The organism is Frateuria aurantia DSM 6220, from assembly GCF_000242255.2.
GTDB lineage: Bacteria > Pseudomonadota > Gammaproteobacteria > Xanthomonadales > Rhodanobacteraceae > Frateuria > Frateuria aurantia.
The window spans coordinates 2044069-2060771 of the sequence record NC_017033.1 but is presented as its reverse complement, the minus strand read 5'-3'; the positions used below and the strand labels follow the sequence as shown (position 1 = coordinate 2060771).

The 16703-nt window shown below is 62.6% G+C and carries 10 protein-coding genes; 5 read left to right on the top strand and 5 right to left on the bottom strand.

Annotation, left to right across the window (positions count from 1 at the left end):
* Nucleotides 1-90: 90 nt before the first annotated feature.
* The 3 genes from FRAAU_RS09565 to FRAAU_RS09555 form a co-directional block, all read right to left on the bottom strand.
* Nucleotides 91-957, bottom strand: a complete 867-nt coding sequence (locus FRAAU_RS09565) for a DUF2076 family protein (RefSeq protein ID WP_014403327.1) — start codon at nt 955-957, stop codon at nt 91-93.
* A 296-nt stretch (nt 958-1253) separates the two neighbouring features.
* Nucleotides 1254-2198 carry an AEC family transporter gene (locus FRAAU_RS09560; protein ID WP_156803393.1) on the bottom strand — a complete coding sequence of 315 codons (945 nt, stop codon included), beginning with the start codon at nt 2196-2198 and terminating at the stop codon, nt 1254-1256.
* A 132-nt stretch (nt 2199-2330) separates the two neighbouring features.
* Nucleotides 2331-3965: an NAD-dependent malic enzyme gene (locus FRAAU_RS09555; RefSeq protein WP_014403325.1), complete on the bottom strand. Its 1635-nt coding sequence runs from the start codon at nt 3963-3965 to the stop codon at nt 2331-2333.
* Nucleotides 3966-4645: 680 nt separating this feature from the next.
* Between FRAAU_RS09555 and lexA the strand changes: the two genes are divergently transcribed.
* The 5 genes from lexA (at nt 4646) to FRAAU_RS09530 (ending at nt 13626) form a co-directional block, all read left to right on the top strand.
* Nucleotides 4646-5266, top strand: a complete 621-nt coding sequence (gene lexA, locus FRAAU_RS09550) for a transcriptional repressor LexA (protein WP_014403324.1) — start codon at nt 4646-4648, stop codon at nt 5264-5266.
* 17 nt (nt 5267-5283) lie between these two features.
* On the top strand, nt 5284-5889 hold the full coding sequence (gene imuA / locus FRAAU_RS09545; protein WP_041270509.1) for a translesion DNA synthesis-associated protein ImuA: 606 nt from the start codon (nt 5284-5286) through the stop codon (nt 5887-5889).
* Nucleotides 5890-5892: 3 nt separating this feature from the next.
* Complete coding sequence (locus tag FRAAU_RS09540; protein ID WP_014403322.1) at nt 5893-7299, top strand: Y-family DNA polymerase; 1407 nt, start codon at nt 5893-5895, stop codon at nt 7297-7299.
* On the top strand, nt 7296-10367 hold the full coding sequence (locus FRAAU_RS09535; RefSeq protein ID WP_014403321.1) for an error-prone DNA polymerase: 3072 nt from the start codon (nt 7296-7298) through the stop codon (nt 10365-10367). The genes FRAAU_RS09540 and FRAAU_RS09535 overlap by 4 nt, the downstream gene beginning before the upstream one ends.
* A 478-nt stretch (nt 10368-10845) precedes the next feature.
* Entirely contained in the window at nt 10846-13626 is a 2781-nt protein-coding gene (locus FRAAU_RS09530) for a TonB-dependent receptor plug domain-containing protein (RefSeq protein WP_041270508.1), read from the top strand.
* A 253-nt stretch (nt 13627-13879) separates the two neighbouring features.
* Here FRAAU_RS09530 and FRAAU_RS09525 read toward each other — a convergent pair whose 3' ends face one another.
* Nucleotides 13880-16186 carry a xanthine dehydrogenase family protein molybdopterin-binding subunit gene (locus FRAAU_RS09525; RefSeq protein WP_014403319.1) on the bottom strand — a complete coding sequence of 769 codons (2307 nt, stop codon included), beginning with the start codon at nt 16184-16186 and terminating at the stop codon, nt 13880-13882.
* Nucleotides 16179-16667, bottom strand: coding sequence for a (2Fe-2S)-binding protein (locus FRAAU_RS09520; RefSeq protein ID WP_014403318.1), 489 nt, complete (start codon nt 16665-16667; stop codon nt 16179-16181). The genes FRAAU_RS09525 and FRAAU_RS09520 overlap by 8 nt, the downstream gene beginning before the upstream one ends.
* Between the last annotated feature and the right edge of the window lie 36 nt (nt 16668-16703).

Here is a 16703-nt window from a genome sequence, read left to right as displayed (position 1 = left end):
GCCCGCATGCCGGTGCGATGGCATCAGCACAAAAAAGCCCGGGACGAATCCCGGGCTTTCCAGAGGCGGGTTCGAGTCAGTGGCCCGATTTCACCAGCTGTTGTTGTCGTCGTCGAAGGACGAGTCGCCGCCACCCCAGCTGCTGTCGTCATTGCCCATGTCGACATTGGAATTGCCGATATTGCGCAAGGGATCATTGTCGAAATTGCCGTTGCCGCCGAAGGCCGGTGGCGTGGCGGCATTGGCTTCGCCGCCATGGTGCAGCATGCCCTCGATGGCATCGGCCGCCAGCATGCCGCCGGCGACGCCGGCCGCGGTGCTGGCCACCTGACCCATCACCGAGCGACCACCGCCGGCACCGCTCTGGGGACCGTACGGAGGCGGCTGCGGCGGCTGGCCGTAACCGTAGTTGTTGTTGCCGAAACCGCCGTTGTTGAAATTCTGGGGCGGAATGGTGGCCCGGTTCTGGCTGGACCGGTTGAAGGCGCGCCAGATCAGGGCGATCACGGCCAGCAGGATCACCAGTCCGATGATCAGGCCGAAACCATGGCCCTCCCCGGCAGGACGCGCGGTGGCGGTTGCCGGCTGGCTGTAGCTGGTGACGCTGGCGGCACGATGGCCGCTGAGTTCACCCATGGCTTGTCCCAGTTCGGTCCGGAAGGCGTTGTAACGCTCCTGGCTGGTGAAGTGGATGGCCGGATCGATCTGGGCAGCCTGCGCCAGCTGCTGGCGGGCCCCCTGGAGATTGCCTTCCTTGGCCAGCACCTGGGCCAGCACATAATGCGCCTTGGCACTGTCGGGATGCTGGGCGACGACCTGGTTCAGTTCCTGCTCGGCCTGATGATAGTCACCGGAGGCGAGCGCCTGCTTCACCATCGCGGGACTGACATCGGCTTCGGCCATGGCCACGCCGGTCAGGGAGGCGCTCAGCGCCAGAGCAAACAGGATTTTTTTCATTGCAAGATCTTCCTCTGGGTGTTCCCGGCTGGCCGACGGCAGCCTGGCATGGAAATCATCAACCACAGGCGAGGACCGCGCCTCGCGGTCCCATACTCCATCGTGGATATTGATATCCGTACCATTGCCTCGATTGTCCGGGTAATGTCTTGGACAGTATATGGGCTCGATCCGGGGACGACACAATGGGCGTCGCTGTCACGCGTCGATCCGGTTCAGGTTTCCGTCCGTTCTGGCGCGGGCACCGCCCGGGATTGGTACCCCGGCCGAGATGGCACTGCCGGCGAGGTGGCGTACTACAATGCGTGGCTGACGAGCACTGCCAGCGGAATGGAAAGCGTCATGCCCAGTGTGCTGAGCAGCATGATGGTCGCCGTTTCGGTCTGACACGCCCCGTACTGCTGGGCAAACAGCGCCGAAGGGGTCGAAGTGGCCATGGCGCTGGCGACCAGGGTGGCCTGTGCCATCGGTCCGTGCAGGTCAAGCAGCTTCAGTCCGGCGAAAAAGACGGCGGGCTGGATCACGATGCAGACCACCGAGCCCAGGATGGCGGTGCGCGAACCCAGTTTCAGCGGATAGGCCGCCAGCGCCAGACCGCAGGCAAAAATGGCGATGCCTGGTGCACAGACTGCCAGGGGATGGAGGATGGCGGTGAGCATCGGCGACGGCGGCTGTCCGTCCAGCGACAGCAAGGCACCCAGCACCGGGGCCCAGACCAGCGGATTGCGAACCGTGTTCCACACTGATCGGCCCAGTCCGGTGGCCGCGATACCGGAAGCCTGGCTGGCGGCTTGCAGCATGTAGACGACGACCGAGACCTGGACCAGATTGGTGACGACGGCAGCCAGGCCGACCACACCACTGCTGATGGTCGCTCCATAAATGGGTTCAAGCACCGTCAGACCATAGATCGGCGCAGCCGTGGAGCTGACGGCATAGGCCAGTAGGGTGGACCGGATCATGCTTTGACGCAGGGCGCGCAGTACTCCGTAGCCAGCGGCAAAGAAGGCGGAGTAACCGATCACCATCACCAGAATGATGGGACCCTGGGCCAGCAGCAGATGACGATCGAAGCCGGCCATGCCCAGAAACAGGGCGACGGGCAGGGAGTAGGTCAGGGCGAACTGGCTGAACCCGCGGTTCTGGTCGGGATCGAAGTGGCGGGTCTTGCCGGCCGCGAAGCCCATGGCCAGCAGCAGCAGGACGGGCGCGATGGCCGTGATCAGGAGGGCAGGATTCATGATGTCCATGGTCGGCGGCACGAGACGATGACGGTGACGGTGAGAGATGAAGCTGCCCGGAAGGGGGCTGCCTATGCAGGCAGCCAGGTGGCATGCCGGGTGCGCCGGTGTGGCACCGGCGCACCCGGATTTTCAATCCAGCAGGTTCCGGTACTCCGGGCTGTACAGCATGCCTTCGATCCAGGCACGGATATCCACCGGACGTTCGACGCTGGCCTGGCCCTGTTCGAAGATGAATTCGGCCACGCGGACGGCGGTGGTGACTTCGGTTTCCAGGATATTGGCCTGCAGCGGGTAGAGCATGCCCTTGTCACGCGAGGCCTGGTCCACCTGGTCAGCGGTAGCGGCGGCGGCGGCGATGAACATGGCATCGGTGATGCGCTGGGGCCGGGTCGCATAGACGGCCAGACTGACCGCCGGGAAGATGTAGAAATTGTTTGCCTGACTGGGGTGGAAGCGCTTGCCATGCAATTCGACGTCCGGGAACTGCACGCCGGCGGCATACAGGGCACGCCCGCCGCTATGGGTATAGGCCGCTTCCGGCGTGCATTCGGCGCGTTCGGTGGGGTTGGATAGCGGGAAGATGATGGGCTGCTGGTTGATACGCGCCATTTCCTTGATCACCTCGTCGGTGAACAGGCCGCCACAGGTACTGACCCCGATCAGTACGCTGGGCTTGAAGGTCTTGACCACCTCCAGCAGGCTGGTGGAGGCCTTGGCTTCATGGGCGAAACGTCGCTTCCAGCGGTTGATGTCCTGGCGACCGCTTTCGATCAGACCCTTGGAATCCATCAGCCAGATTCGTTCGCGTGCTTCCTCTTCGCTGAGCCCTTGCTGGACCAGGGCCGAGACGATCATATTGGAAATGCCCAGCCCGGCCGAGCCGGCGCCCAGGAACAGGAATCGCTGGTCGGTGAGCTTCTCTCGCTTGATCTGCATGGCCGTGGTCAGACCGGCGATCACGACGCTGGCCGTGCCCTGGATGTCATCGTTGTAGCAGAGGATCTTGTCGCGATAGCGATCCAGCAGACGCATGGCGTCCACACCTTTCCAGTCCTCGAAGTGGATGCATACGCCGGGGAAGGCTTCGTTGGCCGCGGCCACGAAGGCATCGGCAATGGCGTCGACTTCGTCATCTTCCGGCGGGGGCTGGCGCAGCCCCAGATACAGCGGGTCAGCTCGCAGCGGGGCATTGGTGGTGCCGATATCGAGCAGTACGGGAAGCAGGGACTCCGGTGGCACCGCCGCGCAGGCGGTGTACAACTGCAGTTTGCCGATCGGAATCCCCATGCCGTTGGCGCCGATATCGCCCAGCCCCAGGATCCGCCCGCCGGTGGATACGCAGATAAAGCGCACATCCTTGACCGGCCAGTTGCGGAACACTTCCAGATAGCGTTCCTTCATGTCGCGGGTCAGGTACATGCCGCTGCTGTGCCGGAAGATGTGACCGAAGGCCAGACAGGCATAGGCCACGGTGGGATCGTAGACGATGGGTACGAAGCGTGCCGGATCCGACATCAGCGTCTTGTAGAACAGGGTCTCGTTGCGACCGGCCAGACTCATCAGATAGATGTACTGCTCCAGATCGCTGCTCTTTGCATCCAGATGATGTCCGACCCGTTCCAGCTGGCGTTCCAGTGTATCAATGGCCGGGGGTACCAGACCTTCCAGGCCGAAGGCTTCGCGTTCGGCGGCCGAAAACGCCGTGTCCTTGTTGTACTTGGGGTTGTTGAGAAGCTCGGCACCTTTCAGTTTGACGTGTTTCACAGGATCTCCCGGTGATGATCAGCGGTGGAAGGGGATACGGTCACGGCACAAAGAAAATCGATCGCAGCGCTGCATATTGATTGCGACATGAATGCCGACGCCTCGGCCGGATGATTTACGGCTATGGGAGGTCATTATTGTTGATGTCTTGGGTGTATATCGGATGCAGTTGTGCTTGCATATTTCATGTCGTTGTTTGATGAGTATGCGCCTCGCAAGTGCCATGTTGCAAAGCAGCATTAATCAAGCCTTCGGAAGTTCCAAGTGTCGTTCATGTGACTGTTTGTTATGGATATCTATCTTGGTGCAAAGATGGGCGCCGGTGCCGTGAGTCAACGCTCTGCATCAGGATGACGCGCCATGGTATGGGGAGAATACGGCCAGCTGGCTTCATCGGATCAAATAATCACTGCTGGTTCGAAATATATTGCCGTCAATCCGAAATATCATGCATCCATGATTATGGTCGGCCGATATGAGCGCAGTTGTCGATCTCCCCCAAAGATGGGCATTGGCGGATCAGGGGATGGGGCGATGAACGCCGCGGCGGAAGATCGCACGCGGCTGGACAGGCATGTGCGGAAGTGATGGCGGTCGCCAGCTTTGATTGTCTCCACGGCAGCTGGCTGGATGGAGGTGGCAACATATGTTTTCACCTCAAGTGGTGATAATCTGTTCGCATGACATTGCAGCTCACTCACCGGCAATCCCATGTCCTCGCTTTTGTGCGACAGCGCCTGGAGCAGGATGGTCAGGCACCGACCCTGGAAGAGATCGGCATCGCGCTGGGCATTGCCCAGGTCAGTGCCGTGCGCAAGCACCTTCGGGCACTGGAGGCCAAGGGGCGGTTGCTGATCGAGCCGCACCGGGCACGGGGCATCCAGCTGGTCCGCGAATCCGATCCCATGGATGCCGATACCATGGAGCTGCCGCTGATCGGCCGCATCGCGGCGGGCGAGCCGATCTTTTCCGAGGCCAGGATCGAGCGGATGCTTCGGGTGTCGCGCTGGCTGTTTCGTCTGTCGCCGGATTATCTGGTCAGGGTGGTCGGTGACTCCATGCGGGACGAGGGCATTCTGGATGGCGATTTGGTCGGGGTCCATGCCACACCTGTCGCCCGGCATGGGCAGATAGTTGCTGCCCGTATTGATGGGGATCGTTTCACGATCAAGCGTCTGCACTGGCAGGGCGAGGTGATCCGCCTGCTGCCGAACAGTCCCGGGTTCCATCCCATCGATCCGGATCCCAGCGAGGATTTCGCGATTGAAGGCCTGTTCGCGGGTCTGCTTAGGGGCGGCTGAAGGTGGCGCGGGCAGTCTTGAACGAGCTGTTGGCCCGCCGCGAGGTCTGGCGCGGGCAATCCGCAGACGTCACGGAAAGCGAACAACCCACCGGCTGGGCGGCGCTGGACGCGGTGCTGCCGACGCATGGCTGGCCGTCGGCCTCGGTGTCGGAAATCCTGTTGCCGATGGACGGCATCGGCGAGCTGCGTCTGATCCTGCCTGCTCTGGCAAGACTGACCCGGGCCCATCGGCCGGTGATGCTGGTGTCGCCGCCCTATCTGCCCTGCGCGATGGGTTGGCGCCAGCGCGGGGTGGATCTCGGGCAATTGCATGTGGTGGAAGCTGATGAGGCTGATGTGTTGTGGGTGGCCGAGCAATGCCTGCGCTCGGGCAGCTGCGGGGCCGTCGTGAGCTGGCCACGAAAGGCTGATGATCGTGCGCTGCGACGGTTGCAGGTGGCGGCGGATACCGGTCGGGCCCTGGGCTTCGTGTTCCGCGCGGCGCTTCATGCCGGTCAGGCATCGCCTGTGGCCTTGCGGCTTGAGCTGACGACGCGCCCCCGATCCGCGATCTGGGTCCGCAAGTGCCGGGGCGGCAATCCCCCCGGCAAGGCCGTGCCCTTTGCGGATCTGGAACGTTGAGGCATGGCTCCCAGCTGGATCTGCCTGTGGCTGCCGGAACTTGCTCTGGATGGTGTGTTGCGAGGGCGCCAGGTCGAGGGGGCGCTGGTCCTGATCGACGGGTCTGTGCATGGCCGCCGGCTGGTGGCCGTCAATGCGGCTGCCGGACAGGCTGGGCTGCGCGTCGGTCAGTCCTTGAATACCGCCAAGGCCTTGTTGGCTAACTTCGAGGTGGTGATCCATGATGCGGCGGATGAGCTGCAGTCGCTGAATTTTCTGGCCGGCGTGGCCTATCGCTTCAGCTCGGACGTCCATTTCATGCCACGAGCCATCGTGCTGGAAGCCGGTCGCAGCGCCGGATTGTTCGGCGATGCTGTCGCGATGACCGCCCGTTTGCGCCAGGAGTTGTCCGGGCTGGGTTTTCGACATCAGCTTGCGGTGGCGCCGACGCCGCTCGCCGCCTACGTGCTGGCGGGCATGCGCGATGGCATCGTGATTACCGATCAGGACGCTCTGTATCAGGCGCTGGAGCGGGTACCGCTGCAGCGGATCGCCTTGCCGGGACGTGCGGTCGGGCGCCTGCCTGACATGGGCATCCGTACGCTGGGCCAGCTGCGACGCCTGCCACGCGAGGGCTTGCGGCGACGCTTTGGCGGAGCGCTGGTCGATGCCCTGGAAGCACTGCTGGGCGAGCGCCCGGACACACTCGCACGCTACATCCCTCCGGACACGGTGGATTGGCGGATCGAGTTGTCGCACGAGGTGGAAGACACCGCCGCCCTGGCCTTTCCGCTGCGGAGGATGACGTCTGATCTGGCGGCCTATCTGCGTGGCCGCGATGGCGGCGTACAACGATTCTGTCTGCAGCTGGAGCATCAGCAGGGACAGACCGAGGTGGTGGTGGGTCTGCTGGCCCCGACACGGGAGGCCGATCTGCTGTTCGAGGCGGCGCGAGGGCGACTGGAGCGGGTGCAATTGAGCGCACCGGTACTGGCACTGCGGCTGATGGCCGCCGATCTGCCTCCGTTCGTGCCGGAAGGCCGTGACCTTTTTGACGAGCGCTGTGCACGGGCCATGCCGTTCGATGCTTTGCGTGAACGCCTGCGTGCCAGGCTCGGAGATGCCTCGCTGCAGCAATGGCGAACCACCGGAGACCCTCGTCCCGAGTTCTCGCAAGCCGTAGCGGCCAGCGATGCGGCCTGGCTGGAATCGCGACTGCGTCCGACCTGGTTGTTGCCGGCACCTCGGCCATGGCATGGGCCGCCGCCGCGGATTCTGGCCGGGCCGGAGCGTCTGGAGACCGGCTGGTGGGATGGGGCGGCGGTGCGCCGCGATTATTATCTGGTCGAGACGGCACAGGGACAGCGTGCATGGGCGTTTTGTCCGGCCGGTGAAGTGGCGGGCTGGATGCTGCACGGCTGGTTTGCATGACCGGCTATGCCGAACTGCATTGCCTGTCCGATTTTTCGTTTCAGCGCGGCGCCTCCTCGGCACGTGAATTGTTCGAGCGGGCCCGGGACTGCGGTTATGCCGCGCTGGCCATCACCGATGAATGCTCGATGGCCGGGATGGTACGTGCTCTGGAGGCCTCCGAATCAACCGGGATCCGCCTGATCGCGGGGACTGAAATCCGTCTGCAGGATGGTTTGCGACTGGTGCTTCTGGCGGAGCACCGGCAAGGCTACAGCGCTCTGTGTGCCTTGATCAGCCGGGGGCGCCGCGCCGGCGGAAAGGGCGGCTACGAGTTGTCCCGCGAGGATCTGCAGCAGGGGCTGGAAGGCGTGCTGGCCCTGTGGTTGCCGGCCGATACGCCGGTCGCTGCCGATGGCATCTGGCTGCGCGAGATATTTCATGGCCGGTCGTGGCTGGCCGTCGAGCTGCTGCGGGAGCATGACGATGACCGCCGGCTGGCCGACCTGCTTGCCCTGGGGCGGCGGCTCGGGTTGCCTTGCGTGGCCGCCGGCGATGTGCACATGCATGTACGCCGACGTCTGCCCCTGCAACAGACGATGACGGCGATTCGCTACCGACGGCCGCTCGATCAGGTCGCGGACCGGCTCTTCCGCAATGGGGAGCGGCATCTGCGGCGACTGGATGCTCTGGCCGGTATGTATCCGCCCGCACTGCTGCAGGAAACCCTGCGGGTCGCGCAGCGCTGTCGATTTTCGATGAATGAACTGAAGTACGGTTACCCCAGAGAACTGGTGCCGGAAGGCAAGACGGCCATCCAATGGTTGCGCCAGCTGGTTGACGCCGGGGCGGCCTGGCGCTGGCCGGATGGGATCCCTGCGCCGGTGCGTGCGCAGCTGGACCACGAGCTGGGACTGATCGGCGAGCTGGAGTACGAGCCCTATTTCCTGACCGTGCACGATATCGTCCGTCATGCCCGCAGCCTCGGCATTCTGTGTCAGGGGCGCGGATCTTCGGCCAATTCCGCGGTCTGTTATGCCCTGGGGGTGACCGAAGTCGATCCCGCACGCAGCCGGCTGCTGGTCGAACGGTTTATCTCCAGAGAGCGGAAGGAGCCCCCGGATATCGATATCGATTTCGAGCACGAGCGTCGCGAAGAGGTCATCCAGTACATCTATCGCAAATACGGACGCGAACGTGCCGCGCTGGCCGCGACCGTCATCTGCTACCGCAGTCGCAGTGCCGTACGTGATGTGGCACGGGTGCTGGGTCTGCCGATGGATCAGGTCAATCAGCTGAGCCAGGTCGCTGGCTGGCGCAGCGGCGGGGAGGCGCTGGCAGCCGGCCTGAGGGAGCGTGGCTTTGATCCGGACAGCGCTCTGATCCGCCGGATCATCGCACTGACCGGCGAGCTGATCGACAAGCCGCGTCACCTGTCCCAGCATGTCGGCGGATTCGTGATCACCGACACCCCTTTGCACGAGATAGTGCCGGTAGAGAACGCGGCGATGCCGGATCGCACCATCATCCAATGGGACAAGGATGATCTCGACAGGATGGGCATGCTGAAGGTCGACTGTCTTGCCCTGGGCATGCTCAGTTGCGTGCGCCGCAGTCTGGACCTGCTGCAGCGGCACGAGGGACTGGACTTCAGCATGGCTACCCTGCCGGCGGAGGATGCCGAGACATATCGCATGATCCAGCGGGCCGACACCCTGGGGGTGTTCCAGATCGAGAGCCGGGCGCAGATGGCCATGCTGCCCAGGCATCGGCCAGCCTGTTTCTATGATCTGGTGATCCAGGTTTCCCTGGTGCGGCCCGGACCTATCCAGGGCGACATGGTGCATCCCTATCTGCGCCGTCGAAGGGGCGAGGAGGCCATCGACTATCCGTCACAAGACCTCAGGGAGGTATTCGAGCGCACCTTGGGCGTGCCGCTGTTCCAGGAGCAGGTGATGAAGCTCGCCATTGTCGCTGCCGGTTACACGCCGGGCGAGGCCGACCAGCTCCGTCGCTCGATGGCGGCCTGGAAGCGCCATGGCGGGATGGAGCCGCATCGGATCCGGATCACCGAGGGCATGCTCGCGCGCGGTTATACGGCGGCCTTCGCGGCCCAGCTGTTCGAGCAGATCAAGGGCTTCGGCAGTTACGGTTTTCCGGAGAGCCATGCCGCCAGTTTCGCGGGCATCGTCTATGCCTCGTCCTGGCTGAAATGCCACCACCCGGCGATCTTTGCCTGTGCCTTGCTGAACAGCCAGCCGATGGGTTTCTATTCGGCCGGCCAGATCGTCCAGGATGTCCGCCGACATGGCATCGCGGTGTATCCGGTGGACGTCCGTCACAGCGACTGGGATTGCAGTCTGGAAGCCGCTCCGCTCGGCCGCTGGGCCTTGCGGCTGGGTCTGCGCCAGGTCAGGGGCTGCAGTCCGGGCATGGCCCGTCGACTGACAGGCGAGCGACAACGCAGGGCATTCCATGATGTCGTCGACCTGTGCACTCGCGCCGGCCTGGATCAGCGACAGCGTCAGCTGCTGGCCGATGCGGGTGCCTTGCGCGGGCTGGCCGGTCATCGCCACCGCGCGCAATGGGCTGTGGCAGGCGTCGAGCCGCAATTGCCGCTGTTCGGCGCAAGCAGTCCCGGCGAGGCCGAAGTGGTTCTGCCTCTGCCGACCCAGGGTGAAGATACTCTGGCGGATTACGCCCGTACCGGTCTGAGTCTGGGGCCGCATCCCCTGCGCCAGTTGCGTGCCCGGTTGACGGCGGCGCACTGTCTGGATTCCCGTCGTCTGAGGGCCCGCACGGCCCGTGGCCGGGTGAGGGTGGCAGGCCTGGTGACCATGCGCCAGCGCCCTCAGACGGCCAGCGGCCTGACCTTCATGACGCTGGAGGACGAACATGGCCTGACCAATGTCATGGTACGCCCGGCCGTGGCCGAAGCCTGGCCCCAGGCCTATCTCGAAGCGCGCCTGTTGCTGGTCGAGGGCGACTGGCAGAGCCTGGAGGGCGTAGGTCACCTGATCGCCTGGCGGCTGCGTGATCTCAGCGGCTGGCTGGGGAGTCTGGACATCCGGTCCAGAGATTTTCGGTGAATTGAATGTCCTTTGCTGGTTTGCTGGGTCACTGGCAAATTATTTTTGCTTGCAAATTGATCGGTTTCCGTCTGTTTTTGTAGCAGGCGAGGTGACTTGAATCTTCAGATCCGGTCGCAAGTAAATGCGGTCATCGGGCGTGCATCGCCGCACCTTCCAGTCATGAAAATCCATGCGAACCGTACGCAGCAACAATATATGGCCATGGCTGGGTCATGGGCAGAATTTCAATAACATGCTGAATCGCAAGAACGAGCGAATATCTGTTTCGGGCTTATGACAGCGCGAACGATCCTTGTTCGAAAAATTTATCGTCAAGGTCTTGCTATCGGCCACGGCTTCGTAAAAAATCGTTGACCAAGGGGATGGCACGCTGTTGCAAAGCGATAGCAGGGAAGGGGTTCCGCCATCTCCCGATGATCAAGGGGTGTGTTGCATGGGATATGCAGCGCAGGATCGTATCCATCAGGGGATTTGCATGAAGAAACATCCGATGACACTGGCTGTCGTTTTTGCGTTGGCGACCGCTTTCGCCAGCGCCCAGGCGCAGACGACCGACAGTACGAGTACCGACGCCGCGCCGGTGACCAAGACCAAGGCTCGTAGCCTGGATCAGGTCAATGTCAGCGGCACGCTGATCAACAGCGCTCAGATCCAGACAGCTACACCGACCTATACCATCACCGCTCAGGATATCCAGGCGCGCGGTTTCAACAGCGTGGCTGAAGTGCTGCAGAACTCGGTCTTCGCCACCGGTGCGGTGCAGGGGCCACAGAGCAGCGGTGGCTTTACCCAGGGCGCGCAGACCGTGAGTCTGTATGGCTTGAGTCCCGAGTACACGCTGACCCTGATTGATGGCAAGCCCATCTCGCAGTTTGGCCAGCTCTACAACGGCACCAGCAATTTCACCAATATCAGCAACATTCCGCTGTCGATGATAGAAAGCATCGACATCATTCCGGGCGGCGGTTCGTCGATCTATGGTTCGGCGGCTATTGCCGGCACGGTCAATATCAAGACCAAGCAGCATATGGATGGCGGTGAGGTTCTGGCCCGTTTCGGTGGCTATACCCCTGGTGGCGGTGCCAGCCAGCGCATCTCGGCTTCCTTCGGCAAGACCATCGGCAAGTTCAGCATCCTGGCCTCGGCGGAGTTCGACAACTCCGATCCGATCTGGGCGTATCAGCGCAGTCTGACCCAGTACAACAAGACGCCGGTGACTGTGGCTTTCCTCAGGGACTACAACACCTTCAGATCACCCTACACGTATATCTCGCCGGCGGATGGCTGCTCGGCGATGAGCGGTTTGTTCGGCGGAACCACGGTGGCGGCACATTCCTCGGTGGCCAGCCATACCGGTACCTATTGCGGTTCGCGCAGTGTGCTGGGCTATACGACTCTGGCCAATCAGAGCCGCAGCTACAACGGCATGCTGAAGCTGCGTTATGACGTGAACGATCATGTTCGCATCTATGCTGACGGCCTGCTCGACTTTCAGAAGTCCAAGTGGACCGCGGGTTCCAACTATATGTGGTGGGGCCCGGCCGATTTCGGTTATGTCGTCGATCAGGCGACGGGGCATTATCTGTATCCCGAGCGTGTGTTTGGACCCGAGGAAGTGGGCAACAACTATTACGGTAATGTCGGCCGTCAGGATGACCTGATGTACCAGGGTGACATCGGCGCCAATGGTACCTTCGGGGATTCGGACTGGAACTGGGACCTGTACTACATGCGCTCCGGCGATGTGACCCGTACCAGTACGCCAGAGCGTATGGCCGATGCCATCGACAGCTACTTCCTGAGCTCGCTGGGTTTCACCGGCCAATACACGGCGGGTGGCTATCCCATCGTCAACACCGCCAACAATACCTTCTTCAATCCGCTTTCACCGGCGCAATACCAGAGCTTTATGCGCAATGTGGGTGGTTTCTCCAGCACCTTCATCAACAACACCCGGGCCACCGTGTCCACCGACAAGCTGTTCACCTTGCCGGGTGGCGATGCGGGCTTTGCCTGGTTGGTGGAAGGTGGCAGCCAGGGCTGGACCCAGCCGGTGAACCCCTTGATTACCGATGGCGAGATCTGGGGCACGACGGCAACTGCAGGCGCGGGTACACGCGGCCATGTGGCCTCCGCCTTTGAATTGAACCTGCCCCTGCTCAAGCAGGTGACCCTGGATCTGTCGGGACGGTATGACCGCTACTCGGTGGGCTCGGGCGACAGCGGTTCCAGCAATGGCAAGTTCACCTGGAAAGCCGGTCTGGAATACCGTCCGTTCGAAAGCCTGCTGCTACGCGGCAATTATTCCACGGCCTTCCTGGCACCGGACATGTCTTCCCTGTTCCTGGGGCCCACCGGCAACTATCAGAATGTGACGGACTATTATCTTTGCCAGACTCAGGGTGGCGGCAAGAACTGCGCCCAGGACTTCACTGAGCAGGTCCAGGGTTCGGTGCTTGCCAACAGCAAGTTGAAGCCGACCACGGCCAGCACCTGGACCGCAGGCTTTGTGTGGGCGCCGGTGCAGGGTCTGAGCATCCAGTCGGACTTTCTGCATATCTCGATCAGCAACGAGATTGCCTTGCAGTCGGCTGATCAGTTGATGCGTACCGATTCGCAGTGCCGTCTGGGTGCCTTGTCCTCGACGTCGGCGGATTGCGCTGCTGCCGCTGCGCAGGTGACTCGTGATTCGCTGACGGGCGAGGTCACCAATATCACCCAGTACTACGTCAATATGTCGAACGAGACGACGAATTCGATCACCTCCGAGGTCAAGTATCAGTTCCCGCGAAGCCCGATCGGTCGCTTCGGGGTACAGCTGGATTACAACGTCATGCTCAAGCACGACTACCAGCAATACAAGGGCGGCGAAGTCATCAACCAGCTGACCAACCCGCTGTACAGCTCGGAATTCAAGAGCATCGTCTCCGGTGCACTCAGCTGGTCTTCGCTCAATCAGCGCTGGTCCAGCACCTTGTACTGGCATCGCTACGGTGCGACGCCGAACTATACGGCGATGGTCGCCGGTTACGGTACCGAGGGTGCCGGTTATCTGAAGCCCTGGATCACCTTCAACTGGAGCCTCAACTACTCGCCGACCCGCAAGCTGGATCTGTCGCTGTTGGTCAACAATGTGATGAACAAGATGCCGCCCAGGGATCCGACCTACAGCTCCTTCCCGTACTACAACTCCTACAACTACAACCCCTACGGCCGCGAGATCATGGCCCAGGCGGATTACAGGTTCAATCTGTAATTCATGGGCAGGGGATGCCGGTCTGATTGGCATCCCCTGAAGAGGTCAAGGATGTGCCGGCGATCGAACGATCGCCGGCTTTTCTTTGCTCGCCGTGAATTCCCGAGTCATGCAGTCGATATTTTGCGCACTGCCGATGGCAGGGCCACATCGTTGCAAGGATTACGTTGTGATCATGCGCTAGGCACTATGCAGAACGGCGGCCTCGCGGCCGCCGTTCTGCATGAACAATGGGGCCATATCCGAGCTTGTCTCAGCCCGTTTTGACGTCCTTCAGCGCCTTCAGTACGTCGGCCTGGCGCATCGGCAGATGCCGCAGACGGGCGCCGGTCGCGGCGAAGATAGCATTTCCGATGGCCGGAGCGACCACCGTGGTGCCGGGTTCACCAAGGCCGGTGGGCACTTCGGTGCTGGCCACGAACTCGATGTCCATATCGGGCACGTCCGCCATCCGCAGCGGGGTATAGGTGTCCAGATTGGTATCGGCCACTTCGCCGTGATCGAAGGTGGTGCCTTCATACAAGGCCATGCTCAGGCCCCACAGGGCGCCGCCCTCGATCTGGGCGGCGGCACCGCTGGGATGCACGATGGTGCCGGCATCCACCACGATATCCAGCTTCTCGACCTTGACGAAACCGGTGGCGCGATCGACTTTGACTCGCGCCACGCAGGCGATCCAGGTCGGCATGCCGCGTTCCTGACCGAAGGTGGTGCAGATGCCCAGGCCGGTATCGGCCGGCAGCGGCCTGCCCCAGCCGGCTTTCTCGGCGACCCGCTTGACCACGGCCGCCTGGCGCAAGGCCCCGCCGGTGGAATTGGGGGCTTCACCTGCATTGCGGCCCTTGCCATCCAGCAACTTCAGGCGGAAGGCCACCGGGTCGATCTGCAGCTTGTGGGCGGCTTCGTCGAGAAAGGTTTCCGAAGCCCAGCTGGTCCAGCCAGGGCTGACCGAGCGCAGCCAGCCTGGACGGAAGGCGCGGTTGGCCAGATCATTGGAAATGGCCCGTACCCGTTGCGATCCGACGGTATACCAGCTGTCGGCACCGGCGATGGCAAAGGGGTCGTACTTGCCATTGAGGCCCTTGGCCAGCGCGGCGGCAGCCATCACCTGGGTCGGCCAGCCGGCGCTGGCATCGTGCTGCATGGCCTGCACCGAACCATCGGTGCCAAAGGCCATCCGCACTCGCTGCAGGGTCGGCGAGCGGAACGAATCGAAACGGGCATCATCCGGACGCATCAGCAGCACCTTGACCGGAATGCCGCCCAGCGCCTTGGAAGCCAGCATGGCCGGGATGATGACGTCACCGTTCAGACGCCGGCCGAAACCTCCACCGAGCAGCTGGTTGTGGATGATGACCTTTTCTTCCTTGGTTCCCACGGCCTGGGCCAGGGTGGGAAGAATCAGGCTCTGCCACTGGTTGCCGGTATAGATGTGCCACTCGTCGTCCTTGCTGAAGGCGATGGCATTCATCGGCTCCAACTGGAAATGCAGCACGCTGGAAGTGGTGTAGCTCTGTTCCAGGGTGTCGGTGGCATGGGCAAAGGCCTCGTCCACGCCCGGATCGTCGAATACCATCACGCCCTGGGCCGGATCGGCGATCTGTTTGGCGGCATGGTCGATCAGGGTGGATTCGGAGACCTGCTGGGTATCGTCACTGTACCAGTCGATCTTCAGCGCATCAGCCGCGAGATTGGCCGCCCAGTAGGTGTCGGCAATGGCCAGCACCCAGCCGGTCACGGTACCTGTCGGATCATTGATGATCAGGTACTGGCGGTAGCCGGGGATCTTGCGGGCTTCGCTGTCATCGACATGGGTGACGTGCGAGCCGTTGCGGGTCGGCGCGACACGCGGCCTGGCATGGACCATGCCGGGGAATTCGATGTCAATGCCGTACTTGGCCTTGCCATCGGTCTTGTCGGGAATATCCAGCGCACCGGTGTCGATGCCGATCATGCGCCGCTCGGAGGCGGGCTTGATCGGCATCTTGGCCAGTTCATCGGCGCTGTAGCTGCGGCTGAGCTTGCCCTTGCTGACAATATCGCCATAGCTGATGGTGCGGCCACCGGCATGGACTTCGCCGTTGCGGGCAATGCAGTCTGCAGGATTGACGCCGAGCAGACGGGCGCCTTCCGCGATCATGGCCTGGCGCCCTGCGGCACCGGCCTGGCTGAAGATCGGGTAGGTCTGCCATACCGACCAGCTGCCGCCGGTGACCATCATGCCCCATTTGGCAGCGGTGGGAACGTATTCGATGCTGACCTTGTCCCAGTCGGCTTCCAGCTCGTCGGCCAGGATCCGCGCCAGCGCGGTGCCGACGTGCTGACCCATCTCGGCCCGGATGATATGGACCAGCACATTGCCTTCACCGTCGATCCGGTACCAGATCGTGGGTTCATAAGCGCCCTGGGCAATGGCGGCGTCCGGATCGGCGGCGAAGACGTCGCCGGCCCGGGTGAAGGCCAGCATGAAGCCGGCGCTGGCGGCACCGATGATGAAGCCGCGGCGGCTCAGGGTCGGTTCTTTCCAGCCTTTGCGTTGCTCGCTTCCCAGCTTAATCATGTTGAGCCTCCACCGGCAGGGCCACGCCATTGATCTCGGCGGCAGCGATCTTGATCGCCTTGCGAATGCGCACATAAGCCATGCAGCGGCAAAGGCTGCCGTTCATGACGGCGCTGATCTGGTCGTCGGTCGGGTTGGGGTAATCGTGCAACAGGGTGGCGGCCTGCATGATCTGGCCGGACTGGCAATAGCCGCACTGCGGAGCCTGGGCTTCGCGCCAGGCTTTCTGCAGGGGGTGGTTGCCGTCGGTGGACAGGCCTTCGATGGTGGTGATCTGCGCACCGGCGATGGCCGATACCGGCGTGATGCAGGAGCGCTGGGCACGGCCATTGACGTGGACGGTGCAGGCGCCGCACATGTTGACGCCGCAGCCGAATTTGGTGCCGGTCAGCTTCAGCTCGTCGCGGATCACCCACAGCAGGGGGGTGTCGGGCGCGGCGTTGCTGGAAACCGTCTGGCCATTGAGTTTGAAATCAGTCATCAGTCTGTTGCTCCTAGACTTGTATAGCGACCAGGC